The following is an 18,059-nucleotide window of genomic DNA, read 5'->3' as shown; positions in this document are numbered from 1 at the left end:
TGCGGGGGCAGCGCCCCCGCCGCCTGCCGCTCCCTGCGGCGCTCCCCTCAGCCGCGCCGGCGTCCGCGCCGCTCGCGCCCCGCCGCCTCCTCCCCCGTTCCGTCCGAGGCCGAGGAGAAGCCGCCGATCTTGGCCGCAATCTCGTCGAGCGTCGGCCGGGGCCCGCGGGGCCGTGTTTCCAGCGCGTTGCGCATCGCGCGCAGGTGCTCGGGCATGGTGCCGCAGCAGCCGCCGATGATGGTGGCGCCGGCATCGCGGGCCAGCACCGCATATTCCGCCATAAGGTCGGGCGTGCCGTCATAGTGGATGTGGCCGTCGTGATATTTCGGGATGCCGGCGTTCCCCTTGGCGATGACCGGGCGTTCCGGCCCCGCGGCGACGAAGCCCAGGATCGTGCGCAGAAGGTCGGCCGCGCCGACGCCGCAGTTGGCGCCGAAGGCGATCGGCGGATGGGCGAGACGGTCGACGAGGGCGGCCATCTGCGCCGAGGTGACGCCCATCATGGTGCGGCCGGCGGTGTCAAAGCTCATCGTGCCGCACCAGGGCATGCCCGCGCGCTGGCAGGCCTCGGCGGCGGCACGGAATTCCTCGGCCGCGCTGATCGTCTCGACCCAGAGGACGTCGGCGCCGCCCTCCTTCAGCCCTTCTGCCTGCTCGTGGAAGATCTCCACCGCGATCTCGTGGGTCAGCGCGCCCATCGGCGCCATGATCTCCCCGGTCGGGCCCATGGAGCCGGCGACAACAACGGCGTGGCCGGCGGCATCGGCAACCTCGCGCCCCAGTTCGGCGGCGATGCGGTTCAATTCGCGCACCCGCCCCTCGGCCCCGTGCAGCTTCAGCCGCGCGGCATTGGCGCCGAAGGAGTTGGTCAGGAAGATGTCCGATCCCGCCGCCACGGCGCTGCGGTAAAGCGCGAGGATGTTTTCCGGCTGGTCGGTGTTCCACAGTTCCGGTGCCTCGCCCGAGGACAGGCCCATGTTGAACAGGTTGGTGCCCGTCGCGCCGTCGGCCAGAAGCCAGTCGCGGGTTTCAAGCAGGCGGGAAAGGGGGTCGCTCATCGGAATGCCTTTCTGCAACGGCCGCCGCCGCGGGGGCGGGGTGGGGGGCGTCTTGCCGTCCGATGTGCCACGAAGGCGGGCGGGATTCAATTTCATCCTGACCGCCATCGCGACGAATTGCGCGCGCGCCGGACAGCGGGCGGAAATGCGGCGGGCGGAAATGCGGCGGGCGGAAATGCGGCGGGCGGAACTGCGGCGGACCGAAATGCAGCGGGCGGGGATGGTGGATCGCCCAGGCAAGCTCGACCGCCGCCCTGAGGAGCGCGAGGCGCCCCGGCGCGGCGAGATACAGCGTCCGGTGCCGCGGACCGAAGGCGGTCTTGAACTGGCGAAGCCCGGCTGATCCGCGGGCGAGGCGCCGCAGCAGTGCCGGGACGGCCCCGCGCCCGGCCGGCGCGACCGGCACCGCGGCCAGCGACAGGCGCGGCAGGCCGGCCGCCCGCGCCGCGCCGATGGCCGAGGCGACCAGCGCCTGCATGGCGCCGTCGGGGCAGTCCGCGGCCTGCCGCATCAGGTCGAGCGTCCATTCCCCATGGCTGGCGTGGAAGGTGGCAAAGGCGACGATCCGGCCCCCGGCACTGGCGGTGAAGACCTGCTGTCGCGCCAGAAGGCCGGGGTCGAAGCGGCCCATGCTCAGCCCGCGCTCGCCACCGTGGCGGCCGGCCCAATCCGCCGCGACAGTGGCCATCCCGTCCAGCGGCAGCGGCGCACCGGGACCGTGCCTCATGATCGCAAGTCCGGCCGCCTCGGCCCGGCGCAGCTTGCGCCTGAGCCGCGCCTGCCCGTGCCCGCCCTCGTGCCACCGGCCCGGGTCGAGCCAGAGATCCTCGGCCACTGGCAGCACGGCCCAGCCCGCGCGCCGCGCGATCAGGGCGGTGCGCGGGCCGACCTTGTAAAGGCAGGGGGCAAGCCCCGCGCTGCGCGCCCGGCGCGACAGCGTCGACAGGAGTGCCGGCCGCATCCGCGCCTCGCGGGCATCGCCCAGCGGGTCGCCGAGGGCGGCCAGCGTCGCGCCCGCCCGCGCCACCACCCAGCCCGACCGGCCGTCGCGCCCGCCGAGAACCTCGTACCCGTCCTGTCGTGCAAGCCCGGCCTCGGCCCGGTGGCTGCGCGCCAGCAGCCGGCGGGCGTGCCGCCCCGCGGCCGGGCCGGCCTGCCGCGCCCCGCGCGGGCCGCGCCACATCACGACCCCCGCCCAGATCGCCGGAAGCGCGTAATAGACGAGACGGAAGGCGAGGATGGCGCCGAGAAGCGCCCCGGTTTGCGTTCCCGTCGCCGCGTCCCCGACGGCAGGCAGTGCCGCGAGAATCACCGCCTCGAACGCGCCGACGCCGCCCGGCAACCCGGTCAGGAGCGCGGCCCCGAGCGCCAGCAGGTAGACCGGGTAGAAGGCCGCGAGGCTGACCGCGACCGTATCGGGCAGCAGGAGCCAGAGCGCCGCGGCGGCGGCCAGCGTGTCGGCCGCCGCCAGCACAAGAAGCCGTGCCGCGAAGGGCAGGGCGGGCATCAGCCGGCGGCGCAGGACCCAGAAGGCCAGCGCCAGACCCACGAGCGCGGCGCGCGCCGTCGTCGCCAACCCCGCAGGAAGGCCGGCCGCCGGCACCAGAGCCAGCGCAAGGACAAGCAGAACCGCCCAGGCGGCGAGAAACGACAGCGCGACCGCCAGGGTGATCCGCGACGCCGACGCGAGCCCGGTCCCGGGCAGGAGCCGCCAGCGCACCAGCGCGCCGCTGACCAGGCCGAAGCCCAGCACCTGTGCCGCCGCGATGGCCGCGGCGCCGGCCCGACGGGCGGCGCGGGCCTGCACCGGCAGGCCCATCTCCGCCTGCACCAGCGCGTCATAGCGCCCGACGGCGCGAAAGCTTGCAAGCGTGAGGAAAAGCGCGCCCGCCCACTGGCTCCAGCGCGTCTGGCCAAGCGAGGTGGAGATCGCCGTGACATCGACCTCGCCCAGCCGTTCGGCCAGCAGCCAGATGCCACCCGTCGCCAGAACCGCGATCAGCGCTTGACGCGGCAGCACGCCACGCACCAGCCCCGCAACCCCGCCGCGATCCCGCGGCCCCGTTCCGAACGTTCCGATCCTGCGCATGCGGCCCCACCCTGTTTGCGGGCAGGACCATGGACCGCGCAGGGTTCACCGCGGCTTAACGCAGCCCCGGCGGCTTGGTAAAATGCGAGACAAGCAAAAGCCGCGGACCGGGCCGCGGCTCCTGCCGTGTCGACCTGGGCGCGAAGCCTCAGTTCTCTTCCATGATCTGGCGCTTCGCCTCGACCATCAACTCGACCATCTTGGCGCGGATCGTGGCAGCCTCGGCGCGGTCGCCCAGATCGCCCGCCACCTTGCGGAACACGTCCTCGTCCCCGGCTTCCTCGAAGTCCGACATGACGACTTCCTTGGCATAGGCCGCCGCCTCGTCGCCCGACTTGCCCATCAGGCCCGCCGCCCAGAGGCCCAGAAGCTTGTTGCGCCGCGCCTCGGCCTTGAACTTCATCTGTTCGTCATGGGCGAACTTGTTCTCGAATGCGTTCTCGCGGTCGTCGAAGGTGGTCATGGGCGCCGTCCCTTGTGTGGTCCTCTCCCCTTCCATATGCCTGCCCGGCGGGCGCGCTGCAAGCCCCGGCGACGGGCGGAGCCTTTGCCTTGCGGCAGAGGGCGCCTTGCCCTATAGGGGCCGCAACAGCGGGCGTCCCGCCCGACGAACGGAGCTGCCATGGCACGTCGCAAGAAAATCTACGAAGGCAAGGCGAAGATCCTCTACGAAGGCCCCGAGCCGGGAACCTTCGTCCAGTACTTCAAGGACGACGCGACCGCCTTCAACGCGCAGAAGAAGGCGACGATCGAAGGCAAGGGCGTGCTGAACAACCGGCTGTCGGAATTCTTCATGACCGGGCTGACCAACATCGGCATCCCCAACCACTTCATCCGCCGCATCAACATGCGCGAGCAGCTGATCCGGCAGGTGGAGATCATCCCGCTCGAGGTCATCGTGCGCAACTTCGCCGCCGGGTCGCTGTCCAAGCGCCTGGGGATGGAGGAGGGCACGCCGCTGCCGCGCCCGATCGTCGAATACAGCTACAAGAACGACGCCCTCGGCGACCCGATGGTGAGCGAGGAATACATCGTCGCCTTCGGCTGGGCCAACCAGCAGGACCTTGACGACATCGTGGCGCTGGCGCTGCGCGTCAACGACTTCCTTTCGGGCGTGTTCTACGGCGTCGGCATCAAGCTTGTGGACTTCAAGATCGAGATCGGGCGGATCTGGGACGGCGACTTCATGCGCCTCATCGTCGCCGACGAGATCAGCCCGGATTCGTGCCGGCTCTGGGACATCAAGACCGGCCAAAAGCTCGACAAGGACGTGTTCCGCCGCGACCTCGGCAGCCTGACCGACGCCTATTCCGAAGTGGCCCGCCGCCTTGGCGTCCTGCCGACGCAGGCCACCCACCTCGGCAAACCGACACTGATCAACTAATGAAGCCACTCGTGGCCCTTTGCGCAGCAGTTGTTACGTCTTTCGCTCTTGCGGCGGAGGCGCCGGCGCAGTCTGGGGTCGATCAGACTCAGGCGAACAATTCTGTGCGCAAAGAGTTGGCAAAGCACGGAGACAATGGACTTGTACCGCGTCCGGTTAACCATTGGGCCTATCCTTTTGCGGCTAAACCCATCTCCAGATCGCAAGTCAAGAAGGCGCTGCGAAAGATGGGCTTTGACGTCAAGAACGCGCCCATGGGCGGCAGTCTTGTGTTCAGCCACGTAACGTCAGTATCCGGAGCGGAGTTCGACGCGCTTACCGCCGATCTGACGGGTTTTTTTCGTCAAGAATGGTTGGGAATACGACGGATGGGAAACAGTGCTCGTCCGGAAAGGAGAATAGCGATGAAAGTCCGCGTCCATGTCATGCTGAAGGATGGCGTCCTCGACCCGCAGGGCGAGGCGGTGAAACACGCGCTGGGCACGCTGGGCTTTGCGGGCGTGCAGGGCGTGCGCCAGGGCAAGGTGATCGAGCTTGACCTTGCCGCGACCGACCGCGCCGCCGCCGAGGCCGAGGTGAAGGCGATGTGCGAAAAGCTTCTCGCCAACACCGTGATCGAGAAATACACGGTCGAACTGATGGGCGAGACCGCCTGATGCGCGCCGCGGTTCTGACCAGGTTCCGCGCGCCCCTCGAAATCGCCCGACTGCCGGAGCCGGACTGCCCCGAGGATGGCGTTGTCCTCTCCGTCCTCGCCTGCGGCGTCTGCCGGTCGGACTGGCACAGCTGGACCGGATCGGACCCCGACGTGCACCTGCCGCATGTGCCCGGCCACGAATACTGCGGCGTGGTCGAGGAGGCGGGCCCCCGCGTCACCCGCTGGCGCCGCGGCGACCGCGTGATCGCGCCCTTCATCCTCGCCTGCGGCCAGTGCCCGGCTTGCGCGGCCGGGAACCAGACCACCTGCCCGACCCAGATCATCCCCGGCTTCACCCATCCCGGCGCCTTTGCGGAGCGCATCGCGGTGGCGCGCGCCGACGTGAACCTGACCGCACTGCCCGAGGCGATGGACCCGGCGCTGGCCGCTGCCCTCGGCTGCCGCGTGACCACCGCGTGGCACGGGCTGACCGGCCGCGCGGCCCTGCGCCCCGGCGAATGGCTCGCGGTCTTCGGATCGGGCGGCGTCGGCCTCTCGGCGCTGCTGCTCGCCAAGGCGATGGGCGCGCGCGTCGTCATGGTCGACGTGGTGGCCGAGAAGTTGTCCCACGCCCGCGCGCACGGCGCCGACGCCGTGGTGAACGCGGCCGAGGTCGACGCGCCCGCGGCCATCCACGCGATCACCGGGGGCGGCGCCGATGTCGCGATCGAGGCGCTGGGCATCCAGGCAACCACGGCCAGTGCGTTGCGATCGCTCAGGAAACTCGGCCGGATGGTACAGATCGGCATGCCGGCCGGACCCCATGTCAACATGACCCTGCCGATGGACGCGGTCTATTCCGGCCAGCTGGCCATCTTCGGCACCCGCGGCATGCCGGCCTGGCGCTACCCGAGCCTTCTGAGCCTGATAGAGGCGGGGGCGGTCGACCTTTCACCGCTGATCGCGCGCCGGGTGGCGCTGTCGGACGCCTCGGCAGAACTCGCCGCCTTCGACGGGCCGACGCCGCCGGGCGTCGCCGTCATCACCGATTTCACCGCCTGATGCGCCCGGCGGGAACCCTCCGGCCGGGGGCGGGGCAGCGCCCCAATCCGCCGCTGGAACCCGCGCCCGCTTTGCGATAACAGCCTGAACCACGCCAGAAGCCCGAGGATCGACCATGAAAGCCGCCGTCATTACCTTCCCCGGATCGAACTGCGACCGCGACCTTGCCGAAGCCTTCGCCAAGGCCGGCGCCTCGGTCGCCCGCGTCTGGCACAAGGACGCGGACCTGCCGAAGGGCATCGACATCGTCGGCATCCCGGGTGGCTTTTCCTTCGGCGACTACCTGCGCTGCGGCGCCATCGCCGCGCAGTCGCCGGTGATGCGCTCGGTCGCGGACTTCGTCCACGGCGGCGGCCATGCCATCGGCATCTGCAACGGCTTCCAGGTGCTGACCGAAACCGGCCTCCTGCCCGGCGCGCTGATGCGCAACGCCGGGCTGAAGTTCGTCTGCAAGCCCGTCGACCTGCGTGTGGCGACCGCGGCAAGCGTCTTTACCGCGGGCTGGACGGCGGGCGATGTCGTGCGCTTTCCCATCGCGCATCACGACGGCAACTACACGATCGACGCCGAGGGGCTGGCGCGGCTCAAGGGCGAGGACAGGATCGCCTTCACCTATGTCGACAACCCGAACGGCGCCATGGCCGACATCGCGGGTGTCCTGTCGGAAAACCGCCGCGTCCTCGGCATGATGCCCCACCCCGAACGCGCCGTCGAAGGGGTGCAGGGCGGGACGGACGGCGCGGTGCTGTTCCGCGCGCTGATGAGCGCGATGGCGCTTGCCTGACCCCGTCCGGCTTGAGGCGCATCCGGCCTGCGGCTAGGATCACTTCATGCCCGCCGCCGATCCGCCCGCCGAACCGACCCAAGCACAGCGCCCCTTGCAGGGCAGGGCCGCCGCGCGCGGCCGCTGGCTGCTGCGTGGGGTCGCGCTGGCGGTCATTGCCATCGCGGCGGCGGTCATCTGGTACACCAACGCTTTCCTGACGCAGAGCTTCACCGAGTCGACCCGCGGCCGGGCCGAGGTGCGGCTGGCGCTTTACACCGGCAACATCCTGAGCGAGCTGCAGCGGACCTCGGTGGTTCCGCTCCTGCTGGCGCGCGACCCCTCGCTGGCCGGGGCGCTGACCGCCGGCGAATACTCGATGACCTCGCAGAAGCTGATCTCGGCCCAGGCCGAAATCGGCGCCGCCTCGATCCTGCTGCTCGACATGAACGGTCGCACGGTGGCGGCGACCGACCGCAACAAGATCGGCACGACGCTGAGTACCGCGCCCCAGTTCGTCGAGGCGCTGCGCTCGCGCGAAACCGTGTTCACCGTGACGGAGCGGGACACCGGCGGCTTCGACTTCACCTTCGCGCGCGCCATCCATACCGAGGGCAAGGCCGTCGGCGTGATCCTGGTGGCGGCGGAACTGGCCAAGTTCGAGCGGGGCTGGGCGGGCTTTGCCGACGCGGTGGCGGTGATCGACAGTTCCGGCACCGTCATCCTCGCGACCGAGCCGCGCTGGCGCGGCAAGCCGCTCGACGCGGCGCTGGCGATCAGCCCGGCCGAAACCGCCATCGGGCGCGCGGTCCGGGCGACCTTCGACTGGGCCAACGCCCGCCCCGACGCCTATGTCCGCGGCGAGGCGGTGATGCGCAACGAGGCGCGGGTGCCCTTCCGCGGCTGGCGCATCGTCTCGTTCACCACCTACGATTCGATCCGCGAGCGGGTGAACGCCGTCCTCTCGCTCGAGATCATGGGATTCGCCCTTCTTCTTGCCGCGGCCTTCTGGTTCCTGTCGCGCCGGGCCCGCAACGAGACCGCGGTCGTCCGGCGCGAATCGGCGGAACTGCGCCAGTTGAACGCGCGGCTGCAGCGGGAAATCGCCGAGCGCGAGAAGGTCCAGAAGGACCTCGCCGTGGCCGAACAGACGCTGGCGCAATCCTCGAAACTGGCCGCCTTGGGCGAGATGTCGGCCGCCGTCAGCCACGAGCTGAACCAGCCGCTCGCGGCGATGAAGACCTACCTTGCCGGGGCGCGGCTCCTGCTCCAGCGCCGCCGGGCGGAGGAGGCGCTGTCATCCTTCCAGAGGATCGACGACCTGATCGAGCGGATGGGCGCGATCACGCGCCAGCTGAAAAGCTATGCGCGCAAGGGCGGTGAGGCGTTCGAGCCAATAGACGTTCGCATTTGCGTGTCCTCGGCGCTGTCGATGATGGAGCCGACGCTGCGGTCGGGTAAGGTGCGCATCACGCATGCGCTGCCGCGGGCGCCGGTGATGGTGATGGCCGACCGCATCCGCCTGGAACAGGTGCTGATCAACCTCCTGCGCAATGCCGTCGACGCCACCAAGGAGGTGCGCGAACCCCAGGTCGAGATCCTGCTGTCGGCGGGCGAGACGGCGACGCTGACGGTGCGCGACAACGGCCAGGGGATCAGCGACCTCGACAACCTGTTCGAGCCCTTCTTCACCACCAAGAAGCCCGGCGACGGCGTCGGCCTCGGGCTTGCCATTTCCTCGGGCATCGTGAACGACCTTGGCGGACGGCTGACGGCGCGCAACGCGCCCGGCGGGGGGGCTGTATTCGAGGTGCAGCTTCCCATATTGCAGGACAAGACCCGCGCGGCGGAATGAGGTGACCATGGCTCGCATGATGAAGATCGCGATCGTCGACGACGAACAGGACATGCGCCAGTCGATCAGCCAGTGGCTGGCACTTTCGGGGTTCGACACCGAAACTTACCCTTCGGCCGAGGAGGCTCTGAAGGCGATCGGGCCCGACTGGCCCGGTGTCGTCGTCTCCGACATCAAGATGCCGGGGATGGACGGGATGGCGTTCCTGAAGCGGCTGATGAGCCTCGACAGCGGGCTTCCCGTCATCATGATCACCGGCCACGGCGACGTGCCGATGGCGGTCGAGGCGATGCGGGTCGGCGCCTACGACTTCCTCGAGAAGCCCTTCAACCCCGACCGCATGACCGAACTGGCCAAACGCGCGAGCCAGGCGCGGCGGATGACGCTCGACAACCGCGCGCTCCGGCGCGAACTGGCCGACGGCTCGACGCTGATGAAGAAGCTGATCGGCTCCTCCCCGGCGATGGAGCGGCTGCGCGAGGATATCCTCGACCTCGGCCAGGCCGACGGCCACGTGCTGATCGACGGCGAGACCGGGACCGGCAAGACGCTGGTGGCGCATGCGCTGCACGCGGTCGGCCCGCGCGCCGGCAAGAAGTTCGTCGTCGTCAGCTGTGCCGCCTTCGCCGAGGACATGCTGGGCAAGCGGCTTTTCGGCCCGATGGAGGAGGGCGGGCAGATCCCGCTGGTCGAGGAGGCGCGCGGCGGCACGCTTGTCCTCGAGGACGTGGAGGCGCTGAGCCACGCGCTGCAATCGCGGCTCCTGACCTTCATCAACGACCAGGGCACGCCGGCCGAGACCCGCATCATTGCCATCTGCAACGATCACGAGCAGGGCCGCACGGTCGAGGACGCGCTGCGCCCCGACCTTTATTACCGCCTCGCCGCGCTCAAGATCATGCTGCCGCCGCTGCGCTCGCGGGGCGAGGACATCCTCGTGCTCTTCACCCGCCTGTCGGAACAGTTCGCCGAGGAATACGGCTGCGAGGCGCCGCAGGTGACGGCGCAGGAGGCGGCACAGCTTCTGCAGGCGCCCTGGCCCGGCAACGTCCGCCAGCTGATCAACGTGGCCGAACGCGCGGTGCTGCAGAACCGCCGCGGCACCGGCTCGATCGCCTCGCTCCTGATGTCGGAGAACGAGGACGCGGGCCAGACCATGACGACCGAGGGCAAGCCCCTGAAGGAATATGTCGAGAGCTTCGAGAAGATGCTGATCGACAACACCATGCGCCGCCACCGCGGCTCCATCACCGCGGTGATGGAGGAACTGTGCCTGCCGCGCCGGACGCTGAACGAGAAGATGGCCAAGTACGGGTTGCAGCGGCAGGACTACATCTGAGCGGGTGACAGGGCGCGAAGGCCGGGGGGCCGTCTGCCCCCCGGACCCCCCGAGGATATTTTTGAAAAGAAGAAGCGGGTGACGGTCGTCGCGGCGCCCGCCGCACTTGCCGCAGTCCGTCGGGGGCATTTTCGCCATTGTATTTGCGCGCCGCTGTCCGTTATGGTCGGAAGCGGTCGGTCCGGGGTGCGCAGCGCGCCCGCCGACACGTCGAATTCTCTGCCCCGCCTCGCAGGAGGCGCCGGCAGGTGCCATTGGCCGCGAGGCCGATCAAACACCCCGCTTGCCGTTCGGCGCGGGGCCAAACCAAAGGGTGCCCGCAGGGGCATTCAGGACAGAACCGCGATGTCACGCGACGCAAGAGGGAACGAGGGGGCCGGCGCAAGATCGCTTGCCCGCGCCGTTGCCGTGTCGCCCCGCATCGCCACAGCACAACATGCCCCCGACCGTTCCCGCCCGCCAGGACAGGCGCTGCCGGATGCATGCGGAACCCATTCATGGCCAAGAAAATGCTCATCGATGCCACCCACGCGGAGGAAACCCGCGTCGTGGTGGTGGACGGAAACAAGGTCGAGGAATTCGATTTCGAGACCGTCAACAAGCGCCAGCTTGCCGGCAACATCTATCTAGCGAAGGTCACGCGGGTCGAGCCCTCGCTGCAGGCGGCCTTCGTCGATTACGGCGGCAACCGCCACGGCTTCCTCGCCTTCTCGGAGATTCATCCGGACTATTACCAGATCCCGGTCGCCGACCGGCAGGCGCTCCTGGCCGAGGAGCGCGCCTTTGCCGAGGCGATGGAGGCCGAGGAATCGGGCCGTGGCCGGCGCCGGCCGCGGCCGCACCGTCAGGCCGAGGCGGCCGAGACGGCGGGCGCGCGCGATGCGGTCGTGCGCAGCGACGACATTCCCGGCATGGGGGTGGTCGACCTCTCCGAGGCGGGAGAGGCCGGTGAGGAGCCTGCGGCCGAGGATATGCCGGTGGCCGAGGAGATGCCGGTGGCCGAGGACGGGGCGGCCGAAGGGGGGCGCGGCGAACCGCGCGAGGAGCCCTATGTCGCCGCCGACCATGCGGCCGAGTCCGATCCGGAGATCGAATCGGTCGCCGAGGAGGACGTCGCCGAGGAGATCCGCCAGCCGAGGAAGCCGCGCCCGCGCAAGTACAAGATCCAGGAGGTCGTGAAGGTCCGCCAGATCATGCTGGTGCAGGTGGTCAAGGAGGAACGCGGCAACAAGGGCGCGGCGCTGACAACCTATCTGAGCCTCGCCGGGCGCTACTGCGTGCTGATGCCCAACACCGCGCGCGGCGGCGGCATCTCCCGCAAGATCACCAACGCCGCCGACCGCAAGAAGCTGAAGGAGATCGCGACCGAGATCGAGGTGCCCGAGGGCATGGGGCTGATCATCCGCACCGCGGGGAGCCAGCGCACCAAGACCGAGATCAAGCGCGACTACGAATACCTCATGCGGCTCTGGGAACAGATCCGCGACCTGACGCTGAAGTCGATTGCGCCGGCGCCGATCTACGAGGAAGGCGACCTGATCAAGCGGTCGATCCGCGACCTCTACAACAAGGACATCGACGAGGTCCTGGTCGAGGGCGACAAGGGCTATCGCGTGGCCAAGGACTTCATGAAGATGATCATGCCGTCCCACGCCAAGAACGTGAAGCACTACACCGAGGCGCTGCCGCTCTTTGCGCGTTACCAGGTGGAAAGCTACCTTGCCGGCATGTTCAACCCGGTCGTGCAACTGAAATCCGGGGGCTACATCGTCATCGGTGTTACCGAGGCGCTGGTGGCGATCGACGTGAACTCCGGCCGGGCGACCAAGGAAGGCTCGATCGAGGAGACCGCACTCAAGACCAACCTCGAAGCCGCGGACGAGGTGGCGCGGCAGTTGCGCCTGCGCGACCTGGCCGGCCTGATCGTCATCGACTTCATCGACATGGAGGAGCGCAAGAACAACGCCGCCGTCGAGAAGCGCCTGAAGGAACGGCTCAAGACCGATCGTGCGCGCATCCAGGTCGGCCGCATCTCGGGCTTCGGGCTTCTGGAGATGAGCCGCCAGCGCCTGCGCCCCGGCATGCTCGAATCGACGACGCAGCCCTGCGCGCATTGCCACGGCACCGGCATCATCCGCTCCGACGACAGCCTGGCCTTGCAGATCCTGCGCCAGCTCGAGGAGGAGGGCACCCGCAAACGCTCCCGCGAGGTGCTGCTGAAGGCGCCGGTCGCGGTGGTCAACTTCCTGATGAACCAGAAGCGCGAGCATGTCGCCCAGATCGAGGCACGCTACGGGCTGTCGGTCAGGATCGAGGCGGAGCCGTCGCTGGTCAGCCCCGACTACGTGATCGAGAAGTTCAAGACCGCGACCCGCTTCGTGCCCGAGGTGCAGACGCAGGTCGTCTCGGTCGACGCGACGCTGATGCCGGAGATCGAGGACGAGGAGGCCGAGATCGAGGCCGAGGAGATCGAGGTCGAGGACGAGGAAGAGACCGGGGCCACCACCCCCGCGCCGCAGGCCGCCGAGGGCGAGCCGGGCCGCAAGAAGAAGCGTCGCCGGCGGCGGCGGCGGAAGGGCGGCAACGGCGAGCCGCGCGCGGCCGAGGCCGGTGGCGCCGATGAGGGAGGTGCCGAGGAGGCCGAGGGCGACGCGGCAGGGTCCGACGATACCGTGACCGAGGCGGCCGAGGCCGGGGCGGAAGCTGCCCCGGCGCCGGAAAAACCGCGGTCGCGGCGCAGCCGGGCGAAGAAGGCGGCACCCGCGGTCGAAGTGGCGGCCGAAGCAGAGGCCGGGGTGACGGCCGATGCGGACGCTGGCGCCGAGGCCGGCGAAAGCCCCGCGAAGCCGAAGCGCACGCGCAAGGCGAAACCGGCGGCAAAGGTCGCCGCCGCAACGGATGAGACGCCCGCGGAAACGCCCGCAGAAGCTCCCGCGGCCGCGCCGGCGCGGGCCCGCAAGTCCCGCGCCAAGGCCGCCGCGCCGGCCGAAGCGGCGGCGGAACCCGCGGCCGAGGTCGAGGCGCTGGCCGCGCCGGAACCCGTTGCCGCGCCGAAGGCTGCCGAACCCGTGGCAGAGGCGGCCCCGCTGCTGGAACAGCCGCCGATGGAGCCATCGTCCCCCGCTTCGGGCCTTCTGCCCGATCCGGAGGAGGCCGAGGCGCTGAAATCCGATCCCGACCGGCCGCGGCGCAAGGGCTGGTGGTCGCTCGGCCGCTGAGACATCGTGGAAACGCCGGGCCCCGCCGCCCGGCGTTTTCCTTTCAGGCCGGCACGCGCATGTGATGCGTCATGATCGCGCGCCCCCGTGACCTTCCCCGCCGCCTGCGCTAAGGAGGGCCCATGTTCGACCCAAGCGCCCTTACCGCCGGATTTCCGCTTGCCGCCCTCGTCGCGCTGATCGCGGGCGTCTTTTCGTTCGTCAGCCCCTGCGTCCTGCCGATCGTGCCGTCCTACCTGGCCTACATGGCCGGCATCGGCATGAGCGACATGGCGGAGGAACGGCGGGCGCGCCGGGCAGCGCTTCTGGCCGCGGTTTTCTTCGTCCTCGGCCTCTCGACCGTCTTCCTGCTTCTGGGTATCGCCGCCTCGGCGATGGGGCGGTTCCTGCTGCAGAACCAGGACTGGTTCTCGACCGCGGCGGGGATCGTGGTGATGATCTTCGGGGCGCATTTCATCGGCGTCTTCCGCATCCCCTTCCTCGACCGCGAGGCGCGGCTGGACGCGGGCGACCGCGGCGGCAGCGCCTTTGGCGCCTATGTGCTGGGCCTCGCCTTCGCCTTCGGCTGGACGCCCTGCATCGGCCCGCAGCTGGGCATGATCCTGACGCTGGCCGCGGGCGACGCCAGCCTGCCGCGCGGCGCGGCGCTGCTGGCCATCTACGCGCTCGGCCTCGGCATCCCGTTCCTGCTCGTCGCGGCCTTCTTCCCGCGGCTGAAGGGCACCATGGCCTTCCTCAAGCGGCACATGGAACGGATCGAGCGGATCATGGGCCTGCTTCTGTGGACCATCGGTCTGCTGATGGTGACGGGCAGCTTCACCGCCTTTTCCTACTGGCTTCTGGAAACCTTCCCCGCGCTCGCGCTGGTGGGATAGGGGCCCGCTCCGTCTGCGGCACCACCTGCCGGACCGCCTGCCGGGGGCGCTTGACTTTCCGCGGACAATTCCCGATAAGCCCGCATCCCGGCGGGTCATCCGACTCGTGTCCGGGGTATCCATTTGCAATGACGCTCCCTGACGGGGGCGCGCTGTCCGAGGCGGCCCGAGGGCCGGAAACACCCGAGCGGGGGCCACAGGGCGCGGAAACGATGAAGGAAAGACCCATGTTCGCGGTCCTCAAGACCGGTGGCAAACAGTACAAGGTCCAGGCGGGCGACGTCCTGCGCGTGGAACTTCTGGCGGCCAGTGCCGGTGACAAGATCCAGTTCAACGAAGTGCTGATGATCGGCGGCGACGCGCCCGTTCTGGGCAGCCCGCTGGTTGCCGGCGCGGCCGTGCAGGCCGAGGTCATCGACCAGATCAAGGCCGACAAGGTCATCACCTTCTGGAAGCGCCGGCGCAAGCATTCGTCGCAGCGCACCCGTGGCCACCGCCAGAAGCTGACGCTCGTGCGCGTGACCGACATCCTCGCCACCGGCGCGGACAAGTCGGGCGTGGCGGCGGCGACCGGCACCCATGCGGCCCGCGTCGCGGCGCACAATGGCGCGGCCAAGCCGGCCGAAGCGCCGAAGGCCAAGCGCGCCTCGAAAAAAGCCGAAGCGTAAGGAGTAGCACCCCATGGCACACAAGAAAGCAGGCGGTTCCTCCCGCAACGGCCGCGACTCCGCCGGCCGTCGTCTCGGCGTCAAGCTCTTCGGCGGCCAGTCCGCCCAGCCGGGCTCGATCATCGTCCGCCAGCGCGGCACCACCTGGTGGCCGGGCGAGGGCGTCGGCATGGGTCGCGATCACACGATCTTTGCCACCGTCGATGGCCGCGTGACCTTCAAGCAGGGTCTCAAGGGCCGCACCTATATTTCGGTTCTCCCCGTGGCGGAGGCAGCCGAGTAAGCCGAACCTTTACAATCGGTTTGTAAATGGGGGATCGGCCGGAAGGCCGGTCCCCCTCTCGTTTCCCAGGGAGTGTCCGACTTGGACATCGTATCAACTTCGGTTCCCGGCATCGTGACCGGGTCCGGCCACAGGATGGGATTGTTCGCGCCATGCATACGCCCCATTTCGAAAGTAAGGGCAGGGCAGGACGACCGGCGGAGGGGCCGGTCGCGCCCGGATTGCGGGCAGGAAACCGGCGCGGCGAAGCGCGCGGCGTCTGTCCCTGGCACTGGAGGAGGGAAGGAATGATCCAGGAACAACTGGGGCTTCTGCCGGTGATCCGGGCCGGACGATTCGCTCTGCGCCCGCTCCGGCGCTCGGACGCGGGGCTGATCGCCTTCTACACCGCCGACCGGCGCGTGGCCGAGGGCACCCGTGTGATCCCCCATCCGCTGCCCCCCGGCGCGACAGAGGCCTATGTCGACCGCTGCCTGACGCAGGGCTGCGGCGAGGATATCTGGGTCATGGACGGTTCCGAACATGGCCTCGATGAGGTGCTGGGCCTTGTCAGCCTGACCCGCATGGACCGCGCGCAGAGCGAGATCGTCTACTGGGTGGCGCCGGCCTTCTGGAACACCGGACTTGCCTCCGAGGCGGTGGCGGCCATGGTCGAGGCCAACCCGCACGAGGCGCGGACGCTGTTTGCCGAGGTGTTTCAGGACAATCCCGGTTCGGCGCGCGTGCTGACCAACTGCGGGTTCGAGTATCTGGGCGACGCCGAGGCGCATTCGGTCGCCCGCGGCCGCATGGTCCCGACCTGGACCTACATCCGCAAGATGTCCTGACCTGCGCCGGTTCCGCGCCGAAGCCCCATTGACCTCGGACGGGGCCGGGGATTCAATGGCGTCAAAAGGCGGCTGGCCGGGCCGGCGCCTGCGCGGAGGGGTGTCGTGGCGTTTGAGGGCGGCAAGGGCAGGGGCCTCGTCTTCGAGGCCGTGCCCGAAAGCGGGCAGGTGCGGGTCCGCATCGACGAGGGGGGCCGGCCAAAGTATCTCTGGCCCAACCGCACGCTCCTGCCCGATGCGGCGCTCGACAAGCTCCACAAGCGCGCGGGGCACTTCTTCTTTCCCCCGCCGCGTCCGGCTGAACGGCGGGGCCTGTCGTGGATCGTCAACCTCTGCGCCGACGCCGACGAATACCGGGGCGGGCTTCTCGGCCTTGACGCGGCCTTCGGCGGAACGCTTCCGATCTTCAACCACCCGCGCGCCGTCGCCCTGACGCGGCGCGACCTGTCGGCCGCCCGCCTGAGCGGGATCGAGGGGCTGATCGTGCCGCGCTGCCACCGCTTTCTGGCCGAGGAGACGGACAGTTTTCAGAAGGCGTTCCGCGACGGCGGCTTCCGCTATCCGGTGCTGGTGCGGCCCGCCGCCTCGCAGACAGGGCGCGACCTGGTCCGCATCGACGGCCCCTTCGACTGGCCCGCAGTCTATCGCACCCACTGGTTCGGCAAGCCGCATTTCATGACCCAGTTCCACGACACGCTGGGGCCCGAAGGCTTCCTGAAGCTGCGCGCGGGCTGGTTCGGAGGCGAGATGCGCATCCATTCGATCAAGCAGTCGCGGCACTGGCGGATCAATCACGACACCGGCGAAACCGCGCCCGACGACTTCGCCCAGCGCGAGGCGGAGCTGTGCGACCGGCTTCTGGCCGAGGGGAGGCTGGCTGCCGTGATGGCCGCGCTCGGGGAGCGGGCGGCGATGGACGCGATCGGGGCCGACCTTGGCCTGATGCCGGACGGGCGGCTGGTGCTGTTCGAGGCGAACGCCGCGATGACGATGGTGCATCCGCCGGCCTACTACGCGACGCCGGTCGCGAAGGACCGGCTGAAGCGCCTGCACGCCCCCCTGCGTGCGGCGTTCGAGGGCGCGGTCGACCGCTTCCTCGCCCGCGCCGCCAAGGGCGAGGGTTGCCCTGCCGCCGCCCTGCCGCCGGTGGCCGACACTTTCGCGAGCGCACCATGACCGGTGGCGCGACAGGGGCCGTCCCCTCGCACTGGGCCGGGATGCACCGGATCTGGTCGTTTCAGGGTGAACCGCTGCGCCCGCCGGCCGAGGCGGTGGCGCAGATGGTCGCGGCGGCGGGCCCCGCGGCGGCGGGCCGGGTTCTGGTTCTCGGCGTCACGCCGGAGTTTCACGCGGCCTTCCGGGACGTGACCGCGCTTGACGCGAGCGCCGGCATGATCGCCACCGTCTGGCCGGGCGACACGCCCACGCACCGCGCGGTCCAGGGCGACTGGACGCAGGACATTCCGGCCCTCGGGCCATTCGACCTCTGCGTGGGGGACCTCTCGCTCAGCCAGTTGGCGGGCCTCGCCGCGCGCCGCGTCCTTGACGCGGTGGCGGCGGCGCTGCGGCCGGGCGGGCGCGTGGTCATCCGCACCGTCTGCCGCCCGGCGGCGCCGGTGACGGAGGATGCGATCCGCGCCCATGCCGATGCGCCGGGCTTCAACTTCCACGGCCTCAGGCTGCTGATCGCGCTCCACCTCGCGCAGGCTTCGGGGGCCGAGGTGCCGGTCCGCGCGATCCACGACAGCTTCTGCCGCCTCTTTCCCGACCGCGACGATTTCCTGCGCCGCACCGGCCTGCCGCCCGACCGCATGATCCTGATCGACCACTACGCCGCATCGCCGCTCTCGTGGTGGGTGCCCTCGCGGGACGAGGTGCTGGACCTCGCGCGCGCGGCTGGCCTTGACGCCCGGATCGCGCCGTCGGGCACCTATCCCTTCGCCCCCGACCTGCCGCTTCTCGTCGCCACCCCCGCAACCGCCTGACCACGGGCCCCGACGC

16 protein-coding genes are annotated in these 18,059 nt (G+C 69.9%); 13 read left to right on the top strand and 3 right to left on the bottom strand.

Annotation, left to right across the window (positions count from 1 at the left end):
- Nucleotides 1–47 precede the first annotated feature (47 nt).
- The 3 genes from bmt to N5I32_RS05975 form a co-directional block, all read right to left on the bottom strand.
- Nucleotides 48–1,058: a betaine--homocysteine S-methyltransferase gene (gene bmt / locus N5I32_RS05985; RefSeq protein ID WP_261494480.1), complete on the bottom strand. Its 1,011-nt coding sequence runs from the start codon at nt 1,056–1,058 to the stop codon at nt 48–50.
- Complete coding sequence (locus N5I32_RS05980; RefSeq protein ID WP_261494479.1) at nt 1,030–3,147, bottom strand: phosphatidylglycerol lysyltransferase domain-containing protein; 2,118 nt, start codon at nt 3,145–3,147, stop codon at nt 1,030–1,032. Before N5I32_RS05980 ends, bmt begins: the two co-directional genes overlap by 29 nt.
- Nucleotides 3,148–3,295: 148 nt before the next feature.
- On the bottom strand, nt 3,296–3,610 hold the full coding sequence (locus tag N5I32_RS05975; RefSeq protein ID WP_261494478.1) for a DUF1476 domain-containing protein: 315 nt from the start codon (nt 3,608–3,610) through the stop codon (nt 3,296–3,298).
- A gap of 159 nt (nt 3,611–3,769) precedes the next feature.
- Here N5I32_RS05975 and purC point away from each other — a divergent pair, with 159 nt between their 5' ends.
- The 13 genes from purC (at nt 3,770) to N5I32_RS05910 (ending at nt 18,043) form a co-directional block, all read left to right on the top strand.
- Entirely contained in the window at nt 3,770–4,531 is a 762-nt protein-coding gene (purC, locus tag N5I32_RS05970) for a phosphoribosylaminoimidazolesuccinocarboxamide synthase (RefSeq protein WP_261494477.1), read from the top strand.
- 404 nt (nt 4,532–4,935) lie between these two features.
- Nucleotides 4,936–5,187, top strand: a complete 252-nt coding sequence (gene purS, locus N5I32_RS05965; protein WP_261494476.1) for a phosphoribosylformylglycinamidine synthase subunit PurS — start codon at nt 4,936–4,938, stop codon at nt 5,185–5,187.
- Entirely contained in the window at nt 5,187–6,230 is a 1,044-nt protein-coding gene (locus N5I32_RS05960; RefSeq protein ID WP_261494475.1) for a zinc-dependent alcohol dehydrogenase family protein, read from the top strand. The genes purS and N5I32_RS05960 overlap by 1 nt, the downstream gene beginning before the upstream one ends.
- Before the next feature lie 115 nt (nt 6,231–6,345).
- Nucleotides 6,346–7,014 carry a phosphoribosylformylglycinamidine synthase subunit PurQ gene (purQ, locus tag N5I32_RS05955; protein ID WP_261494474.1) on the top strand — a complete coding sequence of 223 codons (669 nt, stop codon included), beginning with the start codon at nt 6,346–6,348 and terminating at the stop codon, nt 7,012–7,014.
- Between the two features lie 46 nt (nt 7,015–7,060).
- Nucleotides 7,061–8,848, top strand: coding sequence for a sensor histidine kinase (locus N5I32_RS05950; protein ID WP_261494473.1), 1,788 nt, complete (start codon nt 7,061–7,063; stop codon nt 8,846–8,848).
- Between the two features lie 7 nt (nt 8,849–8,855).
- A complete protein-coding gene (locus N5I32_RS05945) occupies nt 8,856–10,187 on the top strand; it encodes a sigma-54-dependent transcriptional regulator (protein WP_261494472.1) in 1,332 nt (443 codons plus the stop codon).
- A 497-nt stretch (nt 10,188–10,684) separates the two neighbouring features.
- A complete protein-coding gene (locus N5I32_RS05940) occupies nt 10,685–13,405 on the top strand; it encodes an Rne/Rng family ribonuclease (protein WP_261494471.1) in 2,721 nt (906 codons plus the stop codon).
- 122 nt (nt 13,406–13,527) lie between these two features.
- Nucleotides 13,528–14,280: a cytochrome c biogenesis CcdA family protein gene (locus N5I32_RS05935; protein ID WP_261494470.1), complete on the top strand. Its 753-nt coding sequence runs from the start codon at nt 13,528–13,530 to the stop codon at nt 14,278–14,280.
- Nucleotides 14,281–14,507: 227 nt separating this feature from the next.
- Nucleotides 14,508–14,948 (top strand): 50S ribosomal protein L21, encoded by a 441-nt coding sequence (gene rplU / locus N5I32_RS05930; protein ID WP_261494469.1) that lies wholly within the window; start codon nt 14,508–14,510, stop codon nt 14,946–14,948.
- Between the two features lie 13 nt (nt 14,949–14,961).
- A complete protein-coding gene (gene rpmA / locus N5I32_RS05925) occupies nt 14,962–15,231 on the top strand; it encodes a 50S ribosomal protein L27 (RefSeq protein ID WP_261494468.1) in 270 nt (89 codons plus the stop codon).
- A gap of 287 nt (nt 15,232–15,518) precedes the next feature.
- A complete protein-coding gene (locus N5I32_RS05920) occupies nt 15,519–16,058 on the top strand; it encodes a GNAT family N-acetyltransferase (RefSeq protein WP_261494467.1) in 540 nt (179 codons plus the stop codon).
- A 105-nt stretch (nt 16,059–16,163) separates the two neighbouring features.
- Nucleotides 16,164–17,234 (top strand): ATP-grasp domain-containing protein, encoded by a 1,071-nt coding sequence (locus tag N5I32_RS05915; RefSeq protein ID WP_261494466.1) that lies wholly within the window; start codon nt 16,164–16,166, stop codon nt 17,232–17,234.
- Nucleotides 17,231–18,043 carry a class I SAM-dependent methyltransferase gene (locus tag N5I32_RS05910; RefSeq protein WP_261494465.1) on the top strand — a complete coding sequence of 271 codons (813 nt, stop codon included), beginning with the start codon at nt 17,231–17,233 and terminating at the stop codon, nt 18,041–18,043. The genes N5I32_RS05915 and N5I32_RS05910 overlap by 4 nt, the downstream gene beginning before the upstream one ends.
- Nucleotides 18,044–18,059: the final 16 nt, after the last annotated feature.

The organism is Albidovulum sediminis, from assembly GCF_025380365.1.
Lineage (GTDB): Bacteria > Pseudomonadota > Alphaproteobacteria > Rhodobacterales > Rhodobacteraceae > Albidovulum > Albidovulum sediminis.
This window is presented reverse-complemented; position numbering and strand designations above follow the sequence as displayed.